Genomic DNA, 25,190 nt, shown 5'->3' on the forward strand with positions numbered 1-25,190 from the left:
AGCAGCAGCATGATCGTGCCGTGCATGGTGAACAGCTGGTTGTACTGCTCGACCGACAGGATCTGCAGACCCGGCTGCGCGAGCTCGGCCCGCATCAGCAGGGCCATCAGCCCGCCGATGAGGAAGAACGCGAAGGACGTGATCATGTAGAGGATCCCGATGTCCTTGGGATCCGTCGTCTTGAGCATCCGGCCGATGAACGAACCGCGCTTGGTCTCCCGCGCCGGGTACGGCGTGGTCGCGATCGGCTTGGGTGCGACGGCCGTCACGTCTGCCTCCTGCCCACGGCTACTGCCTCCTGATCGACGGCACCTGGATGCGCCGTCCTCGACCCGGCGATCGTAACCGCCGGGGAGCCCGGTGGCTCACCGGGAGACGGTATCTCCGACACACTGTCGTACGACAGCCGGGCGGGGAGGGCGGGACACCCGTCCGCCGACACGACGAAGGCCCGCCGACCGGGTGGTCGACGGGCCGTCGTGTCCGTGGGTGGAGCTGAGGGGACTCGAACCCCTGACCCTCACACTGCCAGTGTGATGCGCTACCAGCTGCGCCACAGCCCCAACGCGACGGAACGCTACACGGGGGGTGAACGCCCGCCGTCAGGGGGGTGCGGCGATCAGCGGGATCAGCCGAGGGCGGCCGCGAACTGCGGGTCGTTCGGCTGCACGAGCCGGCCGTCGAGCTGGATCGTCGGGGTGCCGAAGCCGGTGCTGCCCCCGGAGCTCTGCTGCAGCGCGGGGTTCGTCGAGGCCTGCTGGTAGTTCTGCGCCACCGCACCGCTGTAGGTGCCGTTCCGGACGCACGACTCGTAGCCGTCGCCGGCCCCGGAGTTCTTCCCGAGCGTCACGAGGTCGTCCACGGTGTAGCCCGCCCCGCCCTCCTCGGGCTGGCGGTCGTACAGGGTCTTGTGGAGCGTCGGGAAGGCGCCGTTCTGCGCGGCGCAGATGAGGGCGTTGCCGCCGAGCGTCGAGTAGCCGGGCGGGACGGAGCTCTGCTCCAGCAGGTTCACCATGTGGTAGCGCACGGTGATCTTCCCGCTGTTCAGCGCGTCGGTGACGCGCTGGCCGTACACGGACTCGAACTGCTTGCACGCCGGGCAGAGCGCGTCCTCGTAGACGTCGAGCGTGGTGCGCCCACTGCCCGCCACGATCACGCCGTTCTGCACGGTCGTCTGGTACGTGGCGTTCACCGGCGTCACCGGCTGGTTCACCGGCAGCGCCGCGTTCTTGTTCGACTGCGCGGAGATGACCGCCACGGCGATCACCCCGACCAGCACCAGGAGGGTGACGACCGCGATGATCGTCGGGGTCCGGGACCGACCGACCGTCGGGGCACTGCCCCGACCCCGTGCACGCTGCTTGGCCATGTGTCAACCGTAGCCAGCCGCGATCAGAACTCCGTACGGCCCTTCTCCTGCTCCAGCAGCGCGTCCAGGTCCTTGAGCCGGTCCATGGTCGCGACGGCGCGCGCGGTGCGCTGGTTGGCCCGCAGGAGGTCCTGGTGGCGGTGCACGAACTGCCAGTAGCCCGCCGTGAACGGGCAGGCCTTCTCGCCGACGCGCACCTTCGGGTCGAAGGCGCAGCCGCCGCAGTGGTCGGTCATCCGGTTCAGGTAGGCCCCGCCGGAGGCGTAGGGCTTCGTCGCGAGCCGGCCGCCGTCGGCGTGCTGGCTCATCCCGACGACGTTGGGCGGCATCACCCAGGCGAAGCCGTCGACGAACGACGTGGCGAACCACTCGGAGAGCGCGCCCGGGCGGTAGCCGCGCTGCAGGGCGAAGTTGCCGAGGATCATCAGCCGCGGGATGTGGTGGGTCCAGCCGCGGTCCCGGACCTCGTTCAGGGTGTGGCCCAGGCACGCCGCGGTCACCGCGTCGCCGTCGAGGTCGGCCCACCAGTCCGGCAGCTTCGTGCTGGCCCCGAGCTCGTTGCTCCGGACGTAGCCCTTGCCGAAGTGCCAGTACAGGTGCCAGATGTACTCGCGCCAGCCGAGGATCTGCCGGACGAACCCCTCGACGGAGTTCAGCCGTGCGTGTCCCTCCTGGTAGGCCTCCTCGGCGGCGTGGACGGCGTCGAGGGGGTGGAGCACGCCGAGGTTGAGCGGGACCGAGAGCAGCGAGTGCGCCATCGTCCAGTCGCCCGCCATCACCGCGTCCTCGTACGGGCCGAACGGGTCGAGCCGGTGGTCGACGAAGCGCTTCAGGGCGTACCGCGCCTCGTCCGGGGTGACCGCGAAGAGCCGCGGCCCGTCCTCGCCGACCGTCGGCAGGTCCATGGCGTCGAGGTCGTGGCGCACGCGCTCGTCGATCTCGTCCTCGGTGGGCCACCAGGGCTCCTTCACCCCCAGCGTCCTGCCCTTCGGCGGCTCCTCCCGGTTCTCGTGGTCGAGGTTCCACTTCCCGCCGACGGGGGCGTCCGCGCCCTCCATGAGCACGTCGAAGCGCCGCCGCTGGTTGCGGTAGAAGTTCTCCATCGTGAAGGAGGTCTTCCCGGACCGGCCCCGGGCGTCGGCCCCCTCCCCCGCCCACGCCGCGAACTCCGTCTTCGGCCGCGCGAAGGTCGTGGTGGGCAGGACCGCCGCCACGAGCCCCTCGGCGTGCAGCGCGTCCACGAACTCCGCCGCCGCGTACGAGGTGGGCTCGTGCACGACGACGGGTCGGTCGACCTTCTCCAGCGCCTCGCGGTAGGTCGTGGTGCGGTGGTAGGTGGAGCGGTCACCGAGGTGGTCGTCGAGGTGGCGCATGCCGGAGAGCAGCAGGTGCAGCTTCTGGCGGTGGTAGCGGCGGCGGCGCAGCACCCCGGAGGACTCCACGAGCACGACCTCGCGCTTCGCGTGCTGCGGCAACCCGTACACGGCCGGACCGAGCTGGTCGCCGAAGCACCACAGCGGCGCGTCCTCGGCGACGCCGTCCAGGGCCGTGTCGATCGCGTCGCCGTAGATCCCGACGACCCCGTCCGGCACGCTGCGCGGCCCGATGCTCATGCCCGGCGGGTGCCCTGCTCCTCGGCGACCGAACCGGTCGGGGTCAGCAGCCACACGACCAGGGCGACGGCGGCGACCCCGCCGGAGACGACGAACGCGGCGCCGAACCCGGACCGCTCGGCCAACGCGCCGGCCGCGACCGGGCCGACGATCGTGCCGACGTCGGACGCCATCTGGAACCCGGACAGCGCCGGCCCGCCGGAGCGCCGCGACCCGACGAGGTCGGCCACCGCCGCGCCCTGCGCCGGTTGGAGCAGACCTGCCCCCGCTCCCGCGACGAGCGAGGCGACGAGCAGGACCCGGAGGTCGGGCAGCGCCCCGAGGCAGGCCGTGCCCACCGCCACCATCGCGAGCCCCGCGACCACCACGGGGCGACGACCCCGACGATCGGAGAGCCCGCTCGTGGCGAGGAGCATGGCGCCGTCGCCGAGGGCGAAGACGGTCAGCGCGATCCCGGTCCACAGCGGCTCACGGCCGAGGGCGACCGCGACGAAGAGCGGCACCAGCCCGACCCGCACGCCCTGCACCGCCCACCCGGTCGCGAGCCCGGACGCGAGCGCCGCGCGGTAGGTCGGGAAGCGCAGCGCGCCGAGGAGCGTCAGCGGGGCCACCGACGGGTCGTCCCGGCGGCGGGCCAGCCCCGTCGAGCGCGCCAGCAGGCCCCCGACGACGGCCGTGGCCACCACCAGCGCGCCCGCGTAGACCAGGAACGGGGCCCGGAGATCCACCGCGACGAGCCCGCCGCCCAGCGCCGGCCCGCTGATGCCGCCGAGGAGGAACGACCCGGTGAACAGCCCGCTGACCCGGCCCCGCCGGTCCTGCGGCGCGAGCCGGAAGATCAGCGAGAAGGCCGAGACCGTGAACATCGTCGACCCGATGCCGCCGAGGCCCCGGTAGAGGAGCAGCTGCGGGTAGCTCGTCGCGAGCGCGCACGCCCCGGTCGACGCCGCGACCACGAGCAGGCCCGTCAGGTACATCGACCGCTCGCCCACCCGGGCCACGAGCCGGCCCGACACCGGCGCGAACAGCAGGCGCAGCACGGGCAGTGCGCTGACGACGGCGGCCGCGGCGGTCACCCCGACCCCGAAGCTGCGGGCGAACACCGGCAGCGCCGGCGCCACGATCCCGTAGCCGGCCGCGACCAGGAAGCTCCCCGCCAGCAGCGCCCAGACCTCCCAGGGCAGCGCGGCACGCCGCTCGGCGGCGACGGACATCGACGTCCTCTCCGGCGGTGTCCCCGCCCCTGGCCCGACCGGGACCGACGCTACGCCGGGACCCCGACGACGGGTCCCGGTCTAGAGACCGAGGGCGAGCAGCGCGCTGGACGGCGAGGACACCGGGAGCGCAGGGGTGGTCGTCGTCGTGGTGGGCGGGACCACGGTCGTCGTCGGCGGCGTGGTCGTCGTCGGCGGCACGGCCGGCACCACGGACGCCGGGACCGTGCTGCTGGTGGCGGCCGGCGGAGGCGTCGTCGTGGTCGTCGGGACCGGCTTCGTCGTCGTCGGGACCGGCTTCGTCGTCGGCGGGACCGGCTTCGTCGTCGGCGGCACCGTCGTCGTGGCCGTCGGATCCGGCCGGGTCGTCGTCGGGTCCGGCCTCGTCGTCGTCGGGCCGGGCGTCGTGGAGGTCTCGCCCGTCGACGGCGCTGCCTGCTCCCGCGACGCGGGCGGCGTGGCGGAGGAGGACTCCGCCGTGCGCGTCCACCCGCCCGGGTCGTTCCCGGTGTCGGCGTCGGCGGAACCGGAGCTGTCCCCCGCCGTCACGGGCACGGCCGGGACGAAGACCGGGAGGGCGGGCAGGCCCGCCGGCGCGGCGACGCTCGAGCCGACCTCGGCCTGCGGGACGGAGCGCACCACGTGCGACTCCCCCGCCCAGATGACCAGCCCGGAGGCGAGCGCCAGCGTCGCCGTGGCCGCGGCGAGCACGCCAGCGCGGCGCGCACGCTGCGCGTGGACGACCGCGAAGGGCGTCACGCCCGACCTGCCGGGGGTGCGGACGGCGGGCCCGACCGCGACCGGGACGCCCACGGTCGGACCGGTCTCCGCGGGGACCGCCGGGCTCTCCGCCCACGAGGCGACCACCGGGACCAGGCGTGCCGCGACGGCGTCGTCGGTGGCCGGGGTGTCGTCCCGGCCGAACCGGATCAGCCGCTCCGAGAGCGCCGCGGCCGACGGGGGCACGGCCGAGTCCGCGTCGCGCAGGAGCGCGACCAGTCCCTCGGCGTCGGCCTCCCCGTCGTGGGCGGCGACCTCGGCCAGGGTGCGGGCGAGGGCCCGGACGTCGGCGGCGCGGCGCGCGGCCGCGTCCTCGACCTCGGCGATGACCGGCAGCGGGCCGGACAACGAGGCGGTGAGGCCGACGAGCCACGCCTCGGCGCCCGCCCGGTTCACCAGGATGCTGGCCGGGCCGACGGCGCCGTGCTCCACGTGGTGCGCGTGCGCGTGGGCGAGCGCGGAGGCGAGCTGGGCGCCCATGCGCGCGAGGTCGACGGGCGGCACCGGGCCGTCGCGCAGGACCAGCGGCAGCGGCTCCCCGGCCACGCTCTCCAGGACGAGGGTGCTCTCGGTGTCGGGCGCGAGCCCGTCGACGTCGTAGACCTCGAGCAGGTGCGGGTGGTGCAGGCGGGCGAGGTGGCGGACCTGCTCGATCCGGTCGGTGAGCGCCTCGCCCGTGGCCGGCGGCAGGGTGACCAGCCGGACCTCGCGCCCGAGGACCTCGTCCACGCCCCGCACCGCGGCGTCCGCGGCCCCGCCGACGAAGGCCTCGGTGACCGCCTCCGAGCCGCCCGTACGGTCGGTGTCCACGTGCGCACCGTCCGTGTCCGGCGCGGAACTGCCGTCACCGTCCCGGGTCGATCCGGTCATCTCGACCGTGTCGTCGGCGGCCACGAACGTTCCCCCCACCTCACGGTGTGCAGCACTGGTGCCAACCAGCTCACTCGGCCGGGTGACCGTATCTCCCCGGGCCGGTCGTGGTCGACACCGTTCGCCGACGCGGCGGTGGGACGAGGATCTCGGCCGTTCCGCCGTCAGGAAGGGGCAACACGCCCGTCACATGACGAAGGCCGGAGAGCGGTGTGCTCTCCGGCCTTCGACGGGGGGTGGAGGTGCCGGGAATCGAACCCGGGTCCTCCGAACACCTGTCAGGACTTCTCCGTGCGCAGTCTGCTGCGTCTCTGCTCGGGTCCACCGGATGCGCAGACACACCGGTGTGACGACCCCAGTCGCTGTTCGATGTCCCACCGGGCCCCGCGACCGGGCCCGGAGGTGGAGTCCCCTAGCTGATGCCGGCGACCGGGTCGGGAACGAACCCGGGCCGACAGAGTCCAACCTCGCTACTTAGGCAGCGAGCTGGAACTCGCGCTGAGTACTGTTCTCGGCGCTTATTTCTTTGCGACGGGTGGTTATCGAGATCATCGTCGCCTTCCTCGGCACGCTTCCCCTGATCAACCGCTCGGAGTCGAAACCAGTCACCCCCTTCTCCCACCGGCACTCACAGTGTCGTCCGGCGGGACTGCCCATCATAACGCCCCGGCGTCGGCGGATCATCCGTGCCCGACGAGTGCGGCGGGTGCGTCGTACAGCACGCTGCGCAGGAACGGCTCCCCGAGCCGGTCGTCGGCCGCCGCCCAGCCGCGGATCGCCTCCAGCTGGCGCCAGTAGGCGTACGGGATGTTCGGGAAGTCGGTGCCGAGCACCACCCGGCCCGCACCCGAGAGGTCGGCGAGCCGCGCCGCCCAGTCCGACGGCAGCGGCGCGAAGCCCTCGGTGAACGGTGTCCCGACCATCGTGGTGTCGAGGCGGACCGCCGGGTGCCGTTGCGCCAGCGCCAGGGCGGCGTCGTAGTCCGGCAGCCCGGCGTGGGCCAGCACGAGCGGCAGGCGCGGGTGCCGGTCCATCACCTCGCCCATGATCTCGATGCCGGTGTGCCGCCCGGGGATCGGTCCGTCCCCGCAGTGGGCGATGACCGGGACGCCCGCCTCGGCGAGCAGCCCCCAGGCCGGGTCCAGCAGCTCGTCGCGCGGGTCGTAGCCGCCGACCTGCACGTGCGCCTTCACCAGCCGGGCGCCGCGCTCCACCGCGTCACCGAGGTAGGTCGTCACCGACTCCTCGGGGAACAGCGTGGCGGTCGGCACCGCCTCCGGGACCTCCGCCGCCCAGTCGAGGGCCCAGCCGGTCAGCCACGCGGCCATGTCCGGCTTGTGCGGGTAGGCCAGCGGGGCGAACGCCTCCACCCCGAACGACCGCAGGCGGGCGAGCCGCTCGGACTCGGGCAGGCGGTAGTGGATCGGCCAGTCGTACCCGTAGTGGGTCGCGGCGTCGTCGAAGTAGGCCCAGACCTTCTGCAGCATCCGGTCGGGCAGGAAGTGGACGTGCACGTCGACCAGCCCCGACCCGCCGTCGAGACCCAGCCCCAACGACCGGACCCAGGGCGCGACGTCGTCGTCGGACGCCAGCGGGGCCTCGAGCGGGCTCACCCCACCGACCGTCGAGCTCCGCTCCGCTCCGTCTCCCGCGTCTCCTACCATCCCTTGATCCGACGCCCGACGACCCGCTCCGCCTCGCGCTTGGCGTCGCGCTCGGCCATCGCCTGGCGCTTGTCGTGCGACGCCTTGCCCTTGACCAGGGCGAGCTCGATCTTGCACAGGCCACCGGAGAAGTAGACCGACAGCGGGACGAGCGTCATCCCGCCCTCGCGCGTCTTCCCGATGAGCCGCTCGATCTCGGCGCGGTGCAGCAGCAGCTTGCGGTGCCGGCGCGGCTCGTGGTTGGTCCAGGACCCGAAGTCGTACTCCTGGATGTGCAGGCCGCGCAGCCACACCTCGCCGTCGGTGACCGTGGCGAAGGCGTCCGCGAGCGACACCCGGCCCGCGCGCAGGCTCTTGACCTCGGTGCCCTGCAGCGCGATCCCGGCCTCGAAGACGTCGATGATCGAGTAGTCGTAGCGGGCCTTGCGGTTGGTGGCGACGACCTTGCGTCGCTCCTCGGGCCGGTTGGAGCTGGCCTTCTTCTGTGCCTTCTCCTTGGCGCGACCCGAGTCCGTGGGGACGGCCGTCTTGGCCACGAGGGCCCTCCTGTCCTGACTGCTGTCAGCTCCGTACGTACAGCCGCAGGGTGACATACCCGGTGGCGGCGGCGATGACCGCGCCGATCACGATCAGCAGGGGTGCAACGAACAGCAGCACGTCGCTCATTCCGACCGCGGGGATGGCGTTGGAGATCAGGCGCCCGGAGAGCAGCCGGTCGATGAAGAAGAGCTTGCCGAGCACGAGCCCGCCGGTCGCGAGGACCGCCCCGACCACGCCGGTGATCACCGCCTCGATGAGGAACGGCACCTGCGTGTACCAGCGGGTGGCGCCGACCAGCCGCATGATCCCCACCTCGGTCCGCCGCGTGAAGGCCGAGACCTGGATGGTGTTGGAGATCAGCAGCAGCGCGGCCAGCGCCTGGACCGAGGCGAGCCCGAAGGCGGCGTTGCGCACGCTGCCGAGGAACGTGAACAGGTCCTCGACCAGGCGCCGCTGGTCGACGACGTTGCGGACGCCGGGCCGGTTCGAGAACTCCTGCACGATCGCGTCGCCGCGGGTCGGGTCCCGGAGCGTGACCCGCAGCGTCGCCGGCAGCGACTGCGGGCGGACCAGCTGCAGGATCGACTGGCCCGCGTAGATGCGCAGGAACCGCTGGTAGGCCGCGTCCCGCGACTCGTAGGTGACCCCGGCGACGAGCGGGTCGGACTGCAGCTGCCCCCGCAGCGCCGCGCAGGTCGGGCTGCTGCAGTCGGGGTCCCCGGCGCTGGTGGGCTCGTCGAGGGCGACCTGGACGGCGAGCTGGGAGTAGTAGAGGTCCTGGGTGCGGTCGATGGTGCGGACCGCGAGCAGGCCCGCGCCGAGCATACCGAGGGAGATGGCGGTGGTCAGCATCATCGCGACGCTCATCGTGACGTTGCGCCGCAGACCCGCGACCGCCTCCCGCCAGACGAAGCCGACGCCGTTCACCGGCGGGCCCCGTACACCCCGCGGGCGTCGTCGCGCGCCAGCCTGCCGAGGTGCAGCTCCACCACCCGGCGGCGCATCGCGTCGACGATCTGCCGGTCGTGGGTCGCCATGACGATCGTGGTGCCGGCCCGGTTGATCCGGTCGAGCAGCAGCATGATGTCGTCGCTGGTCTCCGGGTCGAGGTTGCCGGTGGGCTCGTCGGCGAGGAGCACCAGCGGGCGGTTCGCCAGGGCCCGGGCGATCGCCACCCGCTGCGCCTCGCCGCCCGAGAGCTCCGCGGGCATGCGGTCGGCCTTGCCCGTCAGGTTGACCAGCTCGAGCATCTCCGGCACGACGGTGCGGATGGTGTGCTCGGACTTGCCGGTCACCTCCAGGGCGAACGCCACGTTGTCGGCGACACTGCGGTTCGGCAGCAGCCGGAAGTCCTGGAACACGCAGCCCATCCGCTGGCGCAGCTTGGGCACCTTGCGGTTCGGCAGCCGCGCCACGTTCCAGTTCGCGACGTAGACGCTGCCGCCGCTCGGGACCTCCTCGCGCAGCAGCAGCCGCAGCAGCGTCGACTTCCCGGAGCCGGACGGGCCGATCAGGAAGACGAACTCCCCGGCCTCGACGTCCATCGACACGCCGTCGAGCGCCGGCCGCGCGGACGTCGGATAGATCTTCGTGACGTTCTCGAGCCGGAGCACGGCTGGCGATGCTACTGAAGCGGTGTCGATCTTCCCGGTCGGGCGAACGCCCCGTCGGGAGGAGCTACGCAGCGACCCCGCTCTGCTTGCGCCAGCGGATCCCGGCGTCGAGGAAGTCGTCGATGAAGCCGTCGAGGACCTGCGAGGTCTGCGAGGTCTCCTGGTTGGTCCGGAGGTCCTTGACCATCTGGTACGGGTGCAGCACGTAGGAGCGCATCTGGTTGCCCCACGACGAGCCGGAGTCCTTGAGCGAGTCCAGCAGGGCCCGCTCCTCCTCCCGGCGGCGGGCCAGCAGCTTCGCGGCCAGGACCGCCATCGCCGAGGCCTTGTTCTGCAGCTGCGAGCGCTCGTTCTGGCAGCTCACGACGATGCCGGTCGGCATGTGGGTGAGGCGCACCGCGGAGTCGGTGGTGTTGACGCCCTGGCCGCCCGGACCCGATGAGCGGTAGACGTCGACCCGGAGGTCCTTCTCGTCGATCTCGACGTGGTCGGTCGACTCCACGACCGGCGCGACCTCGACCCCGGCGAACGACGTCTGGCGCCGGCCCTGGTTGTCGAACGGCGAGATGCGGACCAGGCGGTGCGTGCCCTGCTCGACCGACAGGGTGCCGTAAGCGTAGGGCGCGGTGACCTTGAAGGTGGCGGACTTGATCCCCGCCTCCTCGGAGTAGGAGGTGTCGTAGACCTCGGTCGGGTAGCCGTGGCGCTCGGCCCAGCGCAGGTACATCCGCATGAGCATCTCGGCGAAGTCGGCGGCGTCCACCCCGCCCGCCTCGGCCCGGACGGTGACCAGCGCGTCGCGCTCGTCGTACTCGCCGTTGAGCAGGGTGCGCACCTCGAAGGCCGAGATGTCGGTGTGCAGCGACGCCCGCTCGGCGTCGGCCTCCGCGGTGAGCTCGGCGGCGTCGGCGCCCGACTCCTCGTCGGCCATCTCGTAGAGCGTCGAAAGGTCGTCGAGCCGGGAGCGCAGCGACTCCGCCTTGCGCAGGTCGGCCTGCTTGTGGGTGAACTCGCTGGTGAGCTTCTGCGCGGTCTCGACGTCGTCCCAGAGATCCGGGGCCGCGACCTGCGACTCGAGCTCGGCGACCTGCCGCCGCAGACCGTCGAGGTCCATCGCCGCCTCCACCGAGTCGAGGCTGGCGGCGAGGTCCTTGAGCTGGGTCGCGGTCGAGTCGTCCACGGGTCCAGGGTAATCCTCGACCTCACCCAACCTTCCCGACGGCGGGTGCGGGGCACCGTCGTCGGGAACGGGTGTCCTCAGTGGTGGGCGCGCAGGTGGTCGCCCAGGACGTCCCGGCCGAACTCGTGTCCGGGCACCCGCCACACGCTGTGCGCGTGGTTGACGCCGCGCTGGGTGTTGTCCCACTCGGCGAGCAGGCCGGGCCCCTCGAGGCGGTAGTAGTGCGGGTCGCCGCGCTCGAGGCCGCCCGCCCACGCGAAGTGCACGCCGTCGAGATCGAGCCGCTCGTACTCCCGCTCGACGAGCCCGGGCGGCATCCGGTCGAGGTACACCCCGACGACGGCCCGGAGCAGCTCGTGCTGCCCGGCCGAGAGGTCCTTCCCCGCGATCCCCTTCGGCTGCGCCGACAGCTCGGTGGCGGCACGGTCGGCGTCGGTCACGCCGAGCTGGGCCTCCAGGCCGTCGTGCATCGACCAGAGCCGGTCCTCGAGGGCCTGGTCGTCGAAGTGGCCGCGCCACAGGTCGGGCAGCGGGATCAGCCGGTCGCCCGGGGACGTGTGGGTCCGGTTGGCGCCGATGATGTCGGCCGGCGCCGTCGGCGTCAGGATCGCCTGCTCGCGCTGCCCGGTGTCGAGCGCGTGCAGCAGCGCGCGCCCCGAGTCCTCGATCCCGCCCAGCGGACGCAGTTCCTGCCCGCCGAGCAACGGGGAGACCATCGGGTCGGCCCCGAGGAAGCACGGGGACCCCGCGACCGCCTCGCCGTCGATCACCAGGTGGTTGACCGACACGTGGTGGCCGCCGAAGCGCCAACCCCAGGGGGCGTCGCCGGTCGGGTCGCCGAACACCCGCAGGTAGTACATGCCCGGGTCGCGGCCGCGGTCCCGGCCGAAGCCGGTGGCGAACCCCTCGGTGCGGTCGAGGATGTTCTCCAGGCCCATGATCGTCGACGCGCTGACGTAGGCCGGCTCGGAGAGCCCGGTCGCCAGCAGCTTCATCGCGGCCCGCTGCTGGTGGGGCAGCTGCTCGTGGATCGTCAGCCCGCCGTGGTCGGTGGGTGTGTAATACCAGTTCAGGCGCTCGGCCTCGGCGGCCTTCGAGCCGGGCCAGTCCCAGGCGCCCTGCGCCGACTGCTCGTCGTCGAGGGTCTCCTGCCAGGCCGCCGCCGCCTCGGCCATGGCCGAGGCGACGGACGCGGGGGTCGCCGTCACGCGATCCGCTTGAGGCGCTGGATGATCAGGCCCTCGGAGCCGTTGACCAGCAGGTCGTCGAGCTTGCCCGCGAAGTCGACCAGGTGCGGCGCGGCGAGGTGGGCGTCCAGCTTCTCGCCGGAGGTCCAGTTCTCGTAGAAGAAGAACGTCGCGGGGTCGTCCTCGGCCACGTGCAGGTCGTAGTTGACGCAGCCGTCCTCGGCGAGCGTGGTCGGGATCAGGGCCTCGAGCCCCTTGCGGAGCTCGTCCTCCTTGCCGGGCTTCGCCGTCATGCGTGCGACGACCGTCAGCAGGCTGCGGTCGTCCTGGGTCGGAGTGCTGGCCACGGGGATCTCCTTCGTCGGTGAGGGGGTGACGCCGGTCATGCCATCACCCCCGTACCCGGTGCGCACCCCCGACCTATCCGAAGGGGTGGGCTCCGCCCTCGTGAGCACTTTCCGTGGCTCCCGCCACGGAAAGTGCTCACAAGGCGGTAGCCACGAACAGCGCCTCGCGGTGCTCCGCGGCGGAGCCGAAGAGCGGGGCCCGGCGGCGGGCGCGCTTGTAGAAGAAGTGCGCCTCGTGCTCCCACGTGAAGCCGATGCCGCCGAAGAACTGGATCATCGCGCCGGTCGCGTTCCAGGCGGCGTCCGCGGCCTTCGAGCCCGCGACCGCCACGGCGATCGCGGCGCCCTCGTCGTCGGTGTCGAGCGCGTGCGCGGCGAACAGCACCGCGTGCTCGGCCATCGTCACCGCGACGTGCAGGTCGGCCAGGGCGTGCTTGAGGGCCTGGAACGAGCCGACGGGCACCCCGAACTGGTTGCGGTCCCGGTCGTAGGCCACGGTGCGCGTCAGCGCCTCGCGCGCCACGCCCACGAGGTCCGCGGCGTTGAGCACCGCGCCGCGGGCGAGCAGGGCCCGGACCGCGGCGGCGTCCCCGTTCGCCAGGGGCTCGGCCGGGGTGTCGGCGAACTCCACGGCGCCCACGCGGGCGGTGCCGTCGTAGGTGCGCTGGTCGCGGACCGTCAGGCCGGACGCGCCGGCCTCGACCAGGTACAGACCCGGGGTCCCGGACGCGTCCGTGGCGGCCACGACGATCAGGCCGGCCACGGCGGGGTAGTCGACCGGCGAGGCCGACCCGTTCAGGCGGCTCGTACTTTCTCCTTCCGCGCTGTTGGCGTCGACGGTGATGCCCGAGCCGTCCCAGGCCCCGCCCTCACCGCGCAGCGCGACGATGCCGACGGTCTCCCCCGCCGCCAGGGCCGGGAGCCAGCGGGACTGCTGCTCGGCCGACCCCGCGATGCGGACGGCCTCGGCGGCCAGCACGGTCGCGAGCCACGGCCCGGGTGCGACGCCGGCGCCGAGCGCCCGGGCGACCACCTGGGCGTCGACGAGGCCGAGCCCGAGGCCGTCGTGCTCCTCGGGGACGAGGACGGCGAGCGCCCCCTGGTCCGCGAGGCCCTTCCACAGCGTCAGCGGGTGACCGTCGCCGTCGGGGTCCTCGACGACGCCGCGGACGGCCTCGAGGTCGAAGCGGTCGGCCAGGAACTCGGTCACCGTCGAGGCGAAGGCCTGCTGCTCGTCGGTCAGTGCGAAGAACACGTGTCTCTCCTCTACCGCGGCAGGCCGAGCACGCGCTCGGCGACGATGTTGCGCTGCACCTGCGACGAGCCGCCCCAGATCGTGACCGACCGGGACCAGTGGTCCTGCGCGTGGAAGGGGGACAGGTCGACGTCGGGGCGGGGCGCCGCGAGCGTCGCCTCCGGGCCCAGGACGTGCTCGAAGGCCTCCCAGAGGTCCTGGAACGCCTCGGACCACTGCAGCTTGGTCATCGAGGACTCCGAACCGAGGTCCCGGCCCTGCTCGACCTGGGTGAGGATGTGCATCGCGTGGTAGCGCAGGCACTCGAGCTCGACCAGGCAGCGGGCGAGCTCCTGGCGGGCCACCGGGTCGTCGGCGCGGCCGAAGCGCTTCGCCTCGGCCACGATCTCGTCGTACTGGCGGCGGAACTCGGTGTACTGCCCCACGCCGGAGGCGCCGCGCTCGAAGGAGAGCAGCAGCATCGCAGTGCGCCAGCCCTGGCCGATCTCGCCCAGGCAGTCCTCCGCCTTGACGCGCGCGTCGGTGAAGAAGACCTCGCCGAACTCGCTGGCACCGCTCATCTGCTTGAGCGGACGGGCCTCGACGCCGGGCTGGTCCATGTCGATCAGCAGCATCGACAGGCCCTTGTGCTTCTCCGAGCCCGCCTCGGTCCGCACGATGGTGAAGATCTTGTCGCCGTGCATGGCGTTGGTGGTCCAGATCTTCTGCCCGTTGACGACGTACTCGTCGCCGTCGAGCACGCCGCGGGTCGCGACCGCCGCGAGGTCGGAGCCGGCGCCGGGCTCGGAGAAGCCCTGGCACCAGATGACCTCGTTGCGCAGCATCGGGCCGATGATCTCGGCCTTCTGCTTCTCGGTGCCGATCGCCATGATCGTCGGGGCGAGGAAGGTGAGGCCCAGGACGTTGACGGTCTGCGGGGCGTGCGCCCGCACCGTCTCCTCGTCGTAGATGGCCTTCATCGCGGGGGTGCCGCCGCGGCCGCCGTACTCGACGGGCCACTGGATGCCCGAGAAGCCGGCCGCGGTCTTGCGCGCCTCCCATTCCCGGCGCTTCTCGAACGACTCGGTGTCGGAGAGCGTCGCCCAGTAGCCCGGAACGGTCCACTCGGTGGGGATGTTCTCGGCGAGCCAGGTGCGCAGCTCCTGCCGGAACTGCTCCTCCTCGGCCGTGTAGGTCAGGTCCACGGCCCGCACTCTCGCAGGTCCCGCAGCGGGACGCACTACCGCCCGGTAGCTCCGGTCAACACGTCAGGATGCGCTGCTGCTCCTTGAACGCGAGGACCCGCCGGACCGCGTCCTGCGCACGCTGCGCGAACGCCGGTTCGCGCGCGGCCGTGGTGATCGCGTCGAGCATCGGGGCGAGGTCGCCCGGACGGATGTCGAGCACGAGGTCGCCGCCCGCCGCGAGGAACCTGGTCGCCCGCGCCCCGACGGGGGTGTCCGCGAGGGCGGCCGCCGCCCCGACGTCGTCGGTCATGATCACGCCCCCGAACCCCAACCGGCCGCGGAGCAGGTCGTTCATCACCCGCGAGGAGAAGAGCGCCTGGTTGTCGGGGTCGATGCGGCTGTAGCGGGCCGACGACATCATCACCAGCGGGGCCCCCGCGCGGATGCCCGCGGCGAAGGACTGCAGCGTCGGCGAGTCCGTCGTGGTGGTCGAGTCGACCACTCCCCCGGCGAAGTCGGTGTTCTCCCGGACCTCGCCGAGCCCCGGGAAGTGCTTGAGCGTCGGGGCGACGTCCGCGTTCCGCATCCCGGTGACGAAGGCCCGCACGCCCGCCGAGGCGGTCGCGGCGTCGTCGCCGTACTGCCGGTCGTACCGGCCCACCGGCGCGTTCTGCCTGCCCAACGCCGGGTCGACGACGTCGGCCACCGGCGCGAGGTCCACCGTCACGCCGACGTTGCGCACGGCGTCGCCCCAGCTCTTCGCCCGGGCGGCGAGACCGGCGGGGTCGCGCCCCTGCTCCAGGGCGGAGGGCATCGTCGGGAATCCCGGGCCCTCGAGCTCCTGGACCTGGCCGCCCTCCTGGTCGGTCGAGACCAGCAGCGGGACCTCGCCGCCGCCCGTCGCCTGCGCGCTGGTGACGACGCGCGTGACGTCGTCGACGCTCGCCGACTTCCCGTCGGTGAGGATGATCCCGCCCGGTTCGAGCCCGAGGGCGGTGCGGGCGGCCGCGCTGACGCCGCCCGCGGGGACCCCGATCACGACGAGCTGGGCCCAGCGCTGCCGGTCGCTCAGCCGGTCGTAGGTCCGGTCCGCGCAGGAGGCGGGGGCCGCGGTGGTCGACGGGGCGGCCGCGGGCGCGGCGGAGCCGACGGCGAGCGGCGGGGCGGCCGGTGCCTGCCCGGCGCCGCAGCCCGCGACGAGGGCCAGGGCGGACAACGAGGCGGCGAGACCGGAACGGGACATCGCGGGCCAGGGTAGGGACGACCCGTCGTCACGAAGGGAGAGGGTGGGCACCGGCGTTGCGGATGCGGGACGATGCACCCATGAGCACCACACGGCGGGCGATCACGCTCCACGGGCACCGGATGGCGTACCTGGAGGCGTGCCCGGAGCCGTCGGGCGACGACCCCGAGGTCCTGGTGCTGCTCCACGGGGTGGCCGGGAGCTCGTCCACGTGGGAGCCGGTGCTGGACCGGCTGGAGCAGCAGGGCTGCCGGCACCTCGTGATCGCCCCGGACCTGCTCGGGCACGGCGAGTCCGCGGGGCCGAGCGGCGACTTCTCCATGGGCGCCTACGCGAACGGGCTGCGCGACCTGCTCGCGGCCCTCGGGCGCCGTCGGGTGACGGTCGTCGGGCACTCGCTCGGCGGCGGGGTGGCGATGCAGTTCGCCTACCAGTTCCCGGAGATGTGCTCCCGGCTCGTGCTCGTCTCCTCCGGCGGTCTCGGGCGGGGCGTGAGCCCCACGCTGCGGCTCGCCGCGCTGCCGGGCGCCGGTATCGTGCTCCCGCTGCTGGCCCGCACCGGACTGCTGGGCCTCGGCGTCAGCGCGCTGCGCGCCGCGGCGTCCCTGCCGCTGCCGCCCGCGGAGAAGGTGTCGCTCGTCGAGTACTCCCGCCACGTCGGGTCGCTCACCGAGCGCGCCCACGCCGACGCCTTCGTCGACACCATCCGCGGCGTCATCGGCCCGCACGGACAGCGGGTGAGCGGCACCGACCGGCTCTACCTGACCGAGGGGCTGCCGACCATGGTGGTCTGGGGTCGACGCGACCCGATCATCCCGGTCGGCCACGCCTACCGGGCGGCGGCGCTCATGCCCGGCTCGCGGCTCGAGATCTTCGACGGCTCCGGGCACTTCCCGCACTGCGACGAGCCCGAGCGCTTCGTCGGCCTGCTCACCGGGTTCTGCGCGTCGACCGCGCCGGGCGAGATGTCCGCCGCGGTGATCGGGGCCAAGCTCGTCGGCTGACCGTCACACGTTCCGGCACTGGTAGGCCAGTGCCGGCGGGACGTTGCGCCACACGATCGGCGTCACCGACACCTCGTCGAAGCTCTCCTGGAGCAGCTCACGGAAGCGCTTCTGCGTCGGCAGGTTCATCACGTGCGCGTAGGCGAACGTGGTGAACACCCCGCGCGGCACGAGCACCCGGTTGACCTGGTCCATGATCCCGCGCTGCGCGTCGCGGCTGAACAGCGTCCACGGCAGGCCGCTGACGACGGTGTCGACCGTCGTGATCCCGACGTCGGCGAGGAGCTTCTGCAGGTCCTTCGCGTCGCCCTGGATGACCTCGAGCCACGGCAGGTTGCGCCGCAGCAGGCCGACCATGCTGCGGTCCAACTCCACGGCGACGTGGCGGGCCTCCGGCGGCAGCCGGCGACGCAGGGCCTCGGAGACGACGCCGGTACCCGGCCCGAGCTCGACCACCGTGGCCGCCGTGTCCGCCGGTGCGACCGAGGCGAGCAGGTCGGACAGTGCGCGCCCGCTCGGGGCGACCGCACCGATCACACCGGGGCTCCGCACGGCGGAGGAGACGAAGGTCAGCAGGTCACGAGCAGCCGTCACGCCAGGCAGCGTGTCAGGTCACCCGCCGGGCGACCACCGGAAGCCGCCGGACGTCACCGCGGGTCGACCACACGCATCACGATGTACACGACCAACAGCAGGATCATCATCGAGAGGTCCAGGCTGATGTTGCCGATCCGGACGGCCGGGATGAGCCGCTTCAGCAGGTTCACCGGCGGGTCGGTCACCCGGTACATCAGCTCGAGGCTGACCGCCGTGCCCCCGGCCGGGCGCCACTCGCGCGCGAAGCCCCGCACCACCTCGACGACCAGTCGCCCGATGATGAACAGGTAGAACACGAACAGGACGTAGTAGACGACCAGCAGGATCGTGTCCGTCGGGCTCGACATGCCCCCAGTGTCCCCTGTTCGGCGTGAAGGCCAGGATCCCGGGTCATGATCCTCCACATCTGTCCCCGCTCCGACTGGGAGGCCGCCGACACGGCGCTGGAGCCGCCGTCGTTGGCCGGCGAGGGCTTCGTGCACTGCTCCGACCCGGGGACCGTCGCCCTGCCCGCCACCCGCCTCTACCGGGGCCGGGAGGACCTGCTGCTGCTCGAGGTCGACCCGGCCCGCTGCGAGGCGCCCGTCCGGTGGGAGCCCGGGGTGCGCGACGGACAGGTGGAGACCTCCGGGCCGTGGTTCCCGCACGTGTACGGCCCGCTGCCCGTGGCCGCCGTCGTCGCGGTGCACCCGTTCCCGCCGGAGCCGGACGGGTCCTTCCGGTTGCCGACGTCGCTCGCGGAGCGCTGAGCCGGGATCTCCCCGGCTGCCTCGTCGCGGTCTCCGGCACCGCCCTGCGAGGGTGTCGTGGTGGGTCACCACGACGGGGACCGGGCGGGAACGACGAAGACCCCCTCACCGTGGTGAGGGGGCCTTCGTGTGGTGGTAGCGGGGACAGGATTCGAACCTGTGACCTCTGGGTTATGAGCCCAGCGAGCTACCGAGCTGCTCCACCCCGCGCCGTCGCCGTGCTTTCCGGCGATGACGGCAAGACTACCGGGCGGTGAACCGTGGGCTCGCAGGGGGGTGGGGCCACGCCGGCCGCCGAGAGACACACCGGGCAGCTCGCCGAGCCCCCGGACCTGCCTCGGGTCACCCTCGCGGCGGGCGCCGAGGCCACCCGACTCCAGGAACGACGAAGGGCCCCTCACCGTGGTGAGGGGCCCTCCTGCGAGTAGCGGGGACAGGATTCGAACCTGTGACCTCTGGGTTATGAGCCCAGCGAGCTACCGAGCTGCTCCACCCCGCGTCGTGTCACCAACAGTACGCGACGCGGGGTGGAGTGGATCAGCCGGGGGTCCCCCCGGTCGCGGTCCGGTACTGGTTGATGGCGTTGGCCAGGTCCTGCTGGGCCCGGCCGATACCGGCGAAGTCCCCCTGCTGCTGCGCGGTGCGCAGCTCGTCCAGGGCGGTGTTCATCGCCGTGACCGCGGACGTGACCGCCGCCGAGTTGCCGGCCGCCGGCGCTCCGCCGGCGGTCGGGGCCTGAGCCGGCGCCGGGGCCTGGCCCGTCGTCGGGGCCTGCCCGGTGGTGGGCGCCTGCGTCTGGCCGGTGGCGCCCGGCGTCGTCGTGGCCGCGCCCGACGAGCCGAACACCTGGGTCAGCGCCTCGGGGAGGGTCGGCGCGTAGCCGATCCGGCCGCCGAAACTGACGAGCACGCGGGAGAGCTGCGGGAACGAGGACTCCTGGTTGGAGCGCTCGATGTAGACCGGCTCGACGTAGAGCAGGCCGCCCGCCACCGGCAGCGTCAGCAGGTTGCCGTAGAGCACCTGCGTGCCCTGCTGGCGCAGCAGGTTCAGCTCGCTGGAGACCTGCGGCGAGGACAGGAACTGGGTCTGCACCTGCTGCGGACCCCGGGTCTGGGTGTCCGCCGGCAGCTGCAGCAACGTCATCTGCCCGTAGGTCCCGGGGTCGGAACTCACCGACAGGTAGGCCGAGAGGAACTCACGACGGAGGCTGACCAGCGCGGTCGTGAGCTGGAACTGCGCGACGTTCGCCGTGCCGCGCCGGGGATCGTCGGCGAGCAGGTAGTACGGCGGCTGCGGGTCGCCCGCGGCGGCCGCGGCGTCGCTCGTCGGGTCGGACGGGACGTCCCAGAACGACACCGTCGAGTAGAACTCGCCGGGGTCGGACACGTGGTAGCGGGTCAGCAGGTCGCGCTGGACCTTGAAGATGCCCTCCGGGTACCGGTAGTGCGCGCGTAGGGCGGGCGGCACGTCGGCCGCCGGCTTCACCACGCCCGGGAACACCTTCTCCCAGGTCTGCAGCACGGGGTCGGTCGGGTCGTTCTCGTAGAGGTCGACCTGGCCGGTGTAGGCGTCGACGGTGGCCTTGACCGAGTTCCGCATGTACCCGGCGGTCTGCGGCGCGAGCGTCGCGGCGTTCACCGAGTCGCGGGTCGCGTCGCCGAGGGGCACCTGCTGCGAGTACGGGTAGCGCGGCAGCGTCGTGTAGCCGTCGACGATGTACTTGATCGACCCGTTGACCACCGCCGGGTAGACGTCGTTGTCGAGCTCCAGCCAGGGCGCGACCTTCTGCACCCGGGTGAGCGGATCGCGGTTGTACATGATCCGCGAGTTGTCGCCGATGGAGGAGTTGAACAGGATGTTGCGCTCGAAGCCGTAGTAGGCGAAGAACGCGAGCCGGCTGATCGGGTTCCCGAGGGAGACACCGCCGGGACCGGTGTAGGTGAACTGCTTCGAGTCGGTGTCGTACTCGCGCGGCGGGGTGCCCGCGTCGGCGCCGACGATCGCGTAGTCGTCCGGGCCGTTCACCAGTTCACCGAAGTAGATGCGCGGCTGCTGCAGGCCGAACGGGCCCGGGTTGTCGACGTCGGACACCTGGAACTGCGGGTAACCGCCCTGCCCGCCGTTGGAGTCCAGCGGCGCGTTCACGGTGTTGGCCGGTGCGGCCACGAACCCGTTGCCGTGGGTGTAGACGAGGTGCCGGTTGATCCAGTCCTGCTGGTTGCCGGCGAGGTTGCCCGGCGCGATCTCGCGGGCGGCGACCACGTAGTCCTGGGTCTGGTTGTTGACCGTGTACCGGTCGACGTCGAGGGTGGCGGGGAAGCCGTAGAAGTTCCGTCGCTGCTCGAGCTGGGTGAACGTCCGCGAGAGCCGGTACGGGTCGAGCAGGCGGATGTTCGGCACCGTCGCCGTGTCGGTGGCGATCGCCTGCTGGACGGCCGTTGCGCTCTGGTCGGTGGTCCCGGCGTACGGCTCGCGGGTGACGGTCTGATCCGTGATGCCGAACGCCTGTCGGGTCGCGTCGATGTTGCGCTGGATCGAGAGCGCCTCGCGCTGGTTGGCGTTCGGGCGCACCGAGAACTGCTCGAGCACGGCGGGCCACGCGGCGCCGACGAGGATGCTGGAGAGCACCAGCAGGGCGAGGGCGATCGCCGGGATCTGCAGGTTCCGCAGGAAGACCGCGGCGAAGAACGCCACGGCGCAGATCACCGCGATGACGAGCAGGATCAGCTTGGCGGGCATCGCGGCGTTCAGGTCGGTGTAGCTCGCGCCGTAGAAGTTCGCGCCGCCGATCGAGGCCTTGCGGTCGGAGAACAGCAGCTCGTAGCGGTCGAAGAAGTAGCCGACCGCCTTGAGCAGGACGAACACGCCCACGAGGATCGCGAGGTGGGCGCGGGCGGCGGTGGCCAGCGACCCGTTGCGGCCCGCGAGCCGGATGCCGCCGAAGATGTAGTGCGCCACGAGTGCCGCGACGAAGCTGACCCCGACGCCGACGAACAGCCACGAGAGCACGGCGCGCCAGAACGGCAGGGCGAAGACGTAGAAGCCGATGTCGTGGTTGAACACGGGGTCGGCGATGCCGAACGGCGTCTGGTTGAGGAAGAGCTGCGTGGTCTGCCAGTCGTTCTGTGCGGAGAGCGCCGCGATGACCGCGACGACCACCGGGATGCCGATGGCGAACAGGCGCAGGTGGGAGAGCACCACGGTGCGGTAGCGCGCGACCGGGTCCTCCGGGCCCGCGACGGGCACGAACACGGGGCGGGTGCGGTAGGCGACGTAGAGGTTGAGCGCGATCAGCCCACCCATGAACACCGCGGCCACGACGCTCTGGATGACACGGGTCGCCAGCACGGTGGTGAAGACGTTGCGGTAGCCGACCTCGCCGAACCAGGCGAAGTCGACGTAGACGTCGACGAGCCGGGCCAGACCGACGAGGACGACGAGCACGACCGCGCCCAGGACGAGCAGCGTTTTCGTACGCCGGGAGAGCTGCGGGTTCCCGGTCGCCGGCCGGTTGGCCACGGGCGGTCACACTCCAGATTTCGATGGCGGGCTCGGAGCGACAACTCTATTGAGCCCGTGTGGGTTCCCTGTGGACGAGTTCGTCCGTTTTCCGGCAGGTCGTCTCAGCAGGTCGGCGGGATGCGCCCGGCCGCGAGGGTCTGGACGGCGGCCACACCCTCGCGCAGGTCGGACACACGCGCCAGCGTGAGGCCGGACGGTGCGTTGCGCACCGCCTCCGCGCAGTTGCCCGCGGGCACCAGGAACGCGGTCGCGCCGTCGTGGTGCGCGGCGTCCATCTTGAAGCGGATTCCCCCGATCGGGCCGACCCGGCCGGAGGCGTCGATGGTGCCGGTGCCCGCGATGTCCTTGCCGCCGGTGAGGTCGCCCGGGGTCAGCTTGTCGACGATCGCGGTGGCGAAGATGAGGCCCGCGGACGGTCCGCCGACGTCGGCCAGCCCGATGCGGATGGAGGCCGGGGCGTCCACCACGGAGGTGGCGGTGACGCCGAGGTAGCCCTTCGTCGCGTCGCCGGGACGGGGTGCGGTGACGACGGTGACGTCGCTCGTGGCCCCGCCGCGCACCACGGTCAGGACGAGGGGCGTGCCCGGCCGGACGGCGCCGACCGCGTCCACCACGTCCTGCGGGGTGGTCACCGGGCGGCCGCCGATCGCGCTGATCCGGTCGCCCTGGCGCAGCAGCCCCACCGACGGGCCGGGCGTCGTCACGTCCCCGACCTGCACCGCGCTCGGGTAGCCGAGGTAGTGCAGCGCCGCGTTCTGGGCGTCGTCCTCGGACTGCGTGAACTGGCGCGTGTTCTCCGCGTCGACCTGCTGGCTGGACTGCCCCGAGGGGTAGACCTGCTCGCGCGGCACCACCTCGTGGGAGCCGCTGATCCACATCGCGATCGCCCCGAAGAGCGTCACCTGGCTGGTGACGGCGACGGTGGTCATCCGCAGCTGACCCGTCGTCGGGAAGGTCGGGACCGACCCGGACACGTCGATGATCGTGCGGCCGTCCTGGGCCCCGAGGACGTCGAAGGTCGGCCCGTCGCCGAGGGCGACGAACGGCACCCGCACCGTCGCTCCGGTGAGTCCCAGCACCGCGGCGAGCACGAGCCCCAGGGCCAGCGTCGCGCGCAACCGGGTCACGGGCCGCGAGGGTAGTGATCGACCGTGTGGGCTCGGGATACGGGCCTGTTCGCTGCAGGCGTGCGGTGGGCTCCTCGGGACGGGTCCCGGTATCAGGGGTCGCGCGTACCGTGGGCGCCATGAGTGACCTGCCCTTCGGTTTCGGCCCGTCCGACCCCGACGACGAGCACCGGCGGGGCTCCTCCGGGTCCGGGTCCGGCGGGGGCCCGCAGGGCTTCGGCTTCGGTCCGGGCGGCATGCCGTTCGGTGCCGCGGGCGGTCCCGGCGGCGCGGGCGGCTTCGACATGAACCAGCTCGGGCAGATGCTCACCCAGCTCGGGCAGATGCTCTCCGCCTCCGGCGGTCCCGGCGGCGGCAACGGCCCGGTGAACTACAAGCTGGCCGCACAGATGGCGCACCAGCAGATCACCGTCAAGGGCGCGCCGACCGCGGAGCAGAAGAACGCGATCGTCGAGTCGGTGCGGCTCGCCGAGCTCTGGCTCGACGACGCCACCACGCTGCCCTCGGGTGCCTCGACGGTCACGGCCTGGTCGCCCGACGACTGGGTGGACGCGACCATCCCCACCTGGCAGCGGCTGTGCGACCCGGTCGCCCAGCGCGTCGCGGGCGCGTGGGTCGAGGGACTGCCCGCCGAGGCACGCGAGATGGCCGGGCCGATGCTCGGGATGATCTCGCAGGTCGGCGGGATGGCCTTCGGGTCGCAGCTCGGCGCGGCGCTGGGGCAGCTCGCCGGCGAGGTGCTCACCTCGTCCGACGTCGGGCTGCCGCTCGGGCCCGAGGGCACTGCAGCGCTGCTGCCCGACGCGATCGCCCGCTTCACCGACGGGCTCGACCGGCCCGCCGGGGAGGTCCTCGTGTTCCTCGCCGCCCGCGAGGCGGCGCACCACCGCCTGTTCGGCCACGTCCCGTGGCTGCGCCAGCGCCTGCTCGCCACCGTCGAGGAGTTCGCGCACGGCATCTCCATCGACACCTCGCGCATCGAGGAGCTCGCGCGCGACCTCGACCCGTCGAACCCGGCCGCGATCGAGCAGGCCATGTCCTCGGGCCTGTTCGAGCCGCAGACCACCGAGGCCCAGAAGGCCGCGCTGGCCCGCCTGGAGACGCTGCTCGCGCTCGTCGAGGGCTGGGTCGACCACGTCGTCGCGGCCGCGATCGGCGACCGTCTGCCCGGCGCCGACGCGCTGCGCGAGAGCATGCGCCGCCGGCGCGCCTCGGGCGGCCCGGCCGAGCAGACCTTCGCCACGCTCGTCGGCCTGGAGCTGCGGCCCCGCCGCCTGCGCGACGCCGCCGAGCTGTGGCGCCGGCTCGGCGAGGCCCGGGACGTCGACGGCCGCGACGCGGTGTGGGCCCACCCCGACCTGCTGCCGACCGCCGAGGACCTCGACGACCCGGCCGCCTTCGTCCGGGGCCGCTCCGAGATCGCCGAGGGTGGCCGCGAGGGCTCCTTCGCCGACCTCGACGACCCGATCGCCCGCCTCGAGGCGGAGATGAAGGCCGAGCGGGAGGGTTCCACCGAGAAGCCCGACGGGTCCGAGACCGAGGGTCCCGACGACGGGTCGGCCGACCCGAAGGCCTGAGGCCTCAGTCGTCCGGTTCGGCGCCGATCTCCAGACCGGCGCCGTCGGACAGGCCCTCGAGGTAGCCGATCGCCCGCTCCGAGCGGGGGTACCGGGCCTCGAGCGCCCGGAACGCCGGGCCGTGCCCGGCCTCCCGCAGGTGTGCCAGTTCGTGCACCAGGACGTGGTCGAGCACCCAGCCCGGGACGTCGCGCAGGCGCTCGCTGACGCGGATCGTGCCCTCGGTCGGGGTGCACGACGCCCAGCGGGTCCGCATCGGCGGCACCCACCGCACCCACACCGGGCGCGGCCAGCGGCCGTCGGGCCCCACCGCGTCGAGGTGGGCGCGGGCGAGCGCGTCCGCGCGGGCTGCGAGGTCCTCGTCGGCCGCCCGACGGCCCGGTCGCTTCCGGGCCTCCGAGCGCTGCAGCTTCGCGACCATCTCGGCCACCCACCGCTCCTCCTGGGCCCGGCTCGCCGAGGCCGGGATGGAGACGACGAGGGTGTCGCCCTCGCGCCGGGCGCTGATGGTGCGCGTGCGCCGCGCGCTGCGGCGCACCACGACCTTCGGGTCCTCCACGACGGCCACGGTAG

The 25,190-nt window shown here is 72.8% G+C and carries 23 protein-coding genes, 3 tRNA genes and 1 other RNA gene; 3 read left to right on the plus strand and 24 right to left on the minus strand.

Going from position 1 to position 25,190, the window contains the following annotated elements; all coding sequences use genetic code 11:
* The 17 genes from A3CO_RS34340 to A3CO_RS0125630 all read right to left on the minus strand — a co-directional run.
* A partial coding sequence (locus tag A3CO_RS34340) for a cbb3-type cytochrome c oxidase subunit I (protein WP_033415023.1) occupies positions 1-269 on the minus strand: 269 nt, incomplete at its 3' end.
* A gap of 221 nt (positions 270-490) precedes the next feature.
* A tRNA-Ala gene (locus A3CO_RS0125555) sits at positions 491-563 on the minus strand.
* Between the two features lie 65 nt (positions 564-628).
* Positions 629-1,369, minus strand: a complete 741-nt coding sequence (locus A3CO_RS34345) for a DsbA family protein (protein ID WP_018335106.1) — start codon at positions 1,367-1,369, stop codon at positions 629-631.
* A 23-nt stretch (positions 1,370-1,392) separates the two neighbouring features.
* Positions 1,393-2,982, minus strand: coding sequence for a cryptochrome/photolyase family protein (locus A3CO_RS0125565; RefSeq protein WP_018335107.1), 1,590 nt, complete (start codon positions 2,980-2,982; stop codon positions 1,393-1,395).
* Positions 2,979-4,196: an MFS transporter gene (locus tag A3CO_RS0125570; protein WP_018335108.1), complete on the minus strand. Its 1,218-nt coding sequence runs from the start codon at positions 4,194-4,196 to the stop codon at positions 2,979-2,981. The genes A3CO_RS0125565 and A3CO_RS0125570 overlap by 4 nt, the downstream gene beginning before the upstream one ends.
* 81 nt (positions 4,197-4,277) lie before the next feature.
* Positions 4,278-5,786 carry a protein kinase family protein gene (locus A3CO_RS0125575; protein WP_157647850.1) on the minus strand — a complete coding sequence of 503 codons (1,509 nt, stop codon included), beginning with the start codon at positions 5,784-5,786 and terminating at the stop codon, positions 4,278-4,280.
* A gap of 294 nt (positions 5,787-6,080) precedes the next feature.
* Positions 6,081-6,459: a transfer-messenger RNA gene (gene ssrA, locus A3CO_RS37300) on the minus strand.
* A 67-nt stretch (positions 6,460-6,526) separates the two neighbouring features.
* On the minus strand, positions 6,527-7,459 hold the full coding sequence (locus A3CO_RS0125585; RefSeq protein WP_018335111.1) for an amidohydrolase family protein: 933 nt from the start codon (positions 7,457-7,459) through the stop codon (positions 6,527-6,529).
* 44 nt (positions 7,460-7,503) lie between these two features.
* Positions 7,504-7,914, minus strand: a complete 411-nt coding sequence (smpB, locus tag A3CO_RS0125590) for an SsrA-binding protein SmpB (protein ID WP_245561611.1) — start codon at positions 7,912-7,914, stop codon at positions 7,504-7,506.
* Positions 7,915-8,071: 157 nt separating this feature from the next.
* Positions 8,072-8,977 (minus strand): permease-like cell division protein FtsX, encoded by a 906-nt coding sequence (gene ftsX, locus A3CO_RS0125595; protein WP_018335113.1) that lies wholly within the window; start codon positions 8,975-8,977, stop codon positions 8,072-8,074.
* Positions 8,974-9,663: a cell division ATP-binding protein FtsE gene (gene ftsE / locus A3CO_RS0125600; RefSeq protein WP_018335114.1), complete on the minus strand. Its 690-nt coding sequence runs from the start codon at positions 9,661-9,663 to the stop codon at positions 8,974-8,976. Before ftsE ends, ftsX begins: the two co-directional genes overlap by 4 nt.
* 64 nt (positions 9,664-9,727) lie before the next feature.
* Positions 9,728-10,843: a peptide chain release factor 2 gene (gene prfB, locus A3CO_RS0125605; RefSeq protein WP_018335115.1), complete on the minus strand. Its 1,116-nt coding sequence runs from the start codon at positions 10,841-10,843 to the stop codon at positions 9,728-9,730.
* A 77-nt stretch (positions 10,844-10,920) separates the two neighbouring features.
* The gene (locus A3CO_RS0125610) at positions 10,921-12,051 is read right to left on the minus strand and encodes a DUF3500 domain-containing protein (RefSeq protein ID WP_018335116.1); all 1,131 of its coding nucleotides are present in this window, start codon (positions 12,049-12,051) and stop codon (positions 10,921-10,923) included.
* Positions 12,048-12,377 carry a putative quinol monooxygenase gene (locus tag A3CO_RS34350; RefSeq protein WP_245561600.1) on the minus strand — a complete coding sequence of 110 codons (330 nt, stop codon included), beginning with the start codon at positions 12,375-12,377 and terminating at the stop codon, positions 12,048-12,050. The genes A3CO_RS0125610 and A3CO_RS34350 overlap by 4 nt, the downstream gene beginning before the upstream one ends.
* Before the next feature lie 136 nt (positions 12,378-12,513).
* Positions 12,514-13,632, minus strand: a complete 1,119-nt coding sequence (locus tag A3CO_RS0125620) for an acyl-CoA dehydrogenase family protein (RefSeq protein ID WP_018335118.1) — start codon at positions 13,630-13,632, stop codon at positions 12,514-12,516.
* Between the two features lie 11 nt (positions 13,633-13,643).
* Positions 13,644-14,816 (minus strand): acyl-CoA dehydrogenase family protein, encoded by a 1,173-nt coding sequence (locus A3CO_RS0125625; protein WP_026205010.1) that lies wholly within the window; start codon positions 14,814-14,816, stop codon positions 13,644-13,646.
* Between the two features lie 55 nt (positions 14,817-14,871).
* Positions 14,872-16,041 carry a glycoside hydrolase family 3 N-terminal domain-containing protein gene (locus A3CO_RS0125630; RefSeq protein WP_018335120.1) on the minus strand — a complete coding sequence of 390 codons (1,170 nt, stop codon included), beginning with the start codon at positions 16,039-16,041 and terminating at the stop codon, positions 14,872-14,874.
* Positions 16,042-16,121: 80 nt separating this feature from the next.
* On the opposite strand from A3CO_RS0125630, the gene A3CO_RS0125635 reads away from it, so the two are divergent.
* On the plus strand, positions 16,122-17,045 hold the full coding sequence (locus A3CO_RS0125635) for an alpha/beta fold hydrolase (protein ID WP_018335121.1): 924 nt from the start codon (positions 16,122-16,124) through the stop codon (positions 17,043-17,045).
* Positions 17,046-17,048: 3 nt separating this feature from the next.
* Here the strand turns inward: A3CO_RS0125635 and A3CO_RS0125640 are convergent, their stop codons facing one another.
* The gene (locus A3CO_RS0125640) at positions 17,049-17,639 is read right to left on the minus strand and encodes a class I SAM-dependent methyltransferase (protein WP_018335122.1); all 591 of its coding nucleotides are present in this window, start codon (positions 17,637-17,639) and stop codon (positions 17,049-17,051) included.
* Positions 17,640-17,692: 53 nt separating this feature from the next.
* A complete protein-coding gene (locus A3CO_RS0125645) occupies positions 17,693-17,989 on the minus strand; it encodes a YggT family protein (protein ID WP_018335123.1) in 297 nt (98 codons plus the stop codon).
* 45 nt (positions 17,990-18,034) lie between these two features.
* Here A3CO_RS0125645 and A3CO_RS0125650 point away from each other — a divergent pair, with 45 nt between their 5' ends.
* Entirely contained in the window at positions 18,035-18,391 is a 357-nt protein-coding gene (locus A3CO_RS0125650) for a DUF952 domain-containing protein (protein ID WP_018335124.1), read from the plus strand.
* A gap of 133 nt (positions 18,392-18,524) precedes the next feature.
* On the opposite strand, the gene A3CO_RS0125655 is transcribed toward A3CO_RS0125650, so the two are convergent.
* The 4 genes from A3CO_RS0125655 to A3CO_RS0125670 all read right to left on the minus strand — a co-directional run bounded on the left by A3CO_RS0125655 (position 18,525) and on the right by A3CO_RS0125670 (position 23,040).
* Positions 18,525-18,601 (minus strand) — tRNA-Met (locus A3CO_RS0125655).
* 215 nt (positions 18,602-18,816) lie between these two features.
* Positions 18,817-18,890: transfer RNA gene (locus A3CO_RS0125660), tRNA-Met, on the minus strand.
* 38 nt (positions 18,891-18,928) lie between these two features.
* The gene (locus tag A3CO_RS0125665) at positions 18,929-21,910 is read right to left on the minus strand and encodes a UPF0182 family protein (RefSeq protein WP_018335125.1); all 2,982 of its coding nucleotides are present in this window, start codon (positions 21,908-21,910) and stop codon (positions 18,929-18,931) included.
* Positions 21,911-22,014: 104 nt separating this feature from the next.
* Positions 22,015-23,040: a YlbL family protein gene (locus A3CO_RS0125670; protein WP_018335126.1), complete on the minus strand. Its 1,026-nt coding sequence runs from the start codon at positions 23,038-23,040 to the stop codon at positions 22,015-22,017.
* 119 nt (positions 23,041-23,159) lie between these two features.
* Here A3CO_RS0125670 and A3CO_RS0125675 point away from each other — a divergent pair, with 119 nt between their 5' ends.
* On the plus strand, positions 23,160-24,617 hold the full coding sequence (locus A3CO_RS0125675) for a zinc-dependent metalloprotease (protein WP_018335127.1): 1,458 nt from the start codon (positions 23,160-23,162) through the stop codon (positions 24,615-24,617).
* A 4-nt stretch (positions 24,618-24,621) separates the two neighbouring features.
* On the opposite strand, the gene A3CO_RS0125680 is transcribed toward A3CO_RS0125675, so the two are convergent.
* A complete protein-coding gene (locus A3CO_RS0125680) occupies positions 24,622-25,176 on the minus strand; it encodes a M48 family metallopeptidase (protein ID WP_026205013.1) in 555 nt (184 codons plus the stop codon).
* Positions 25,177-25,190: the final 14 nt, after the last annotated feature.

This window comes from Actinomycetospora chiangmaiensis DSM 45062 (genome assembly GCF_000379625.1).
Lineage (GTDB): Bacteria > Actinomycetota > Actinomycetes > Mycobacteriales > Pseudonocardiaceae > Actinomycetospora > Actinomycetospora chiangmaiensis.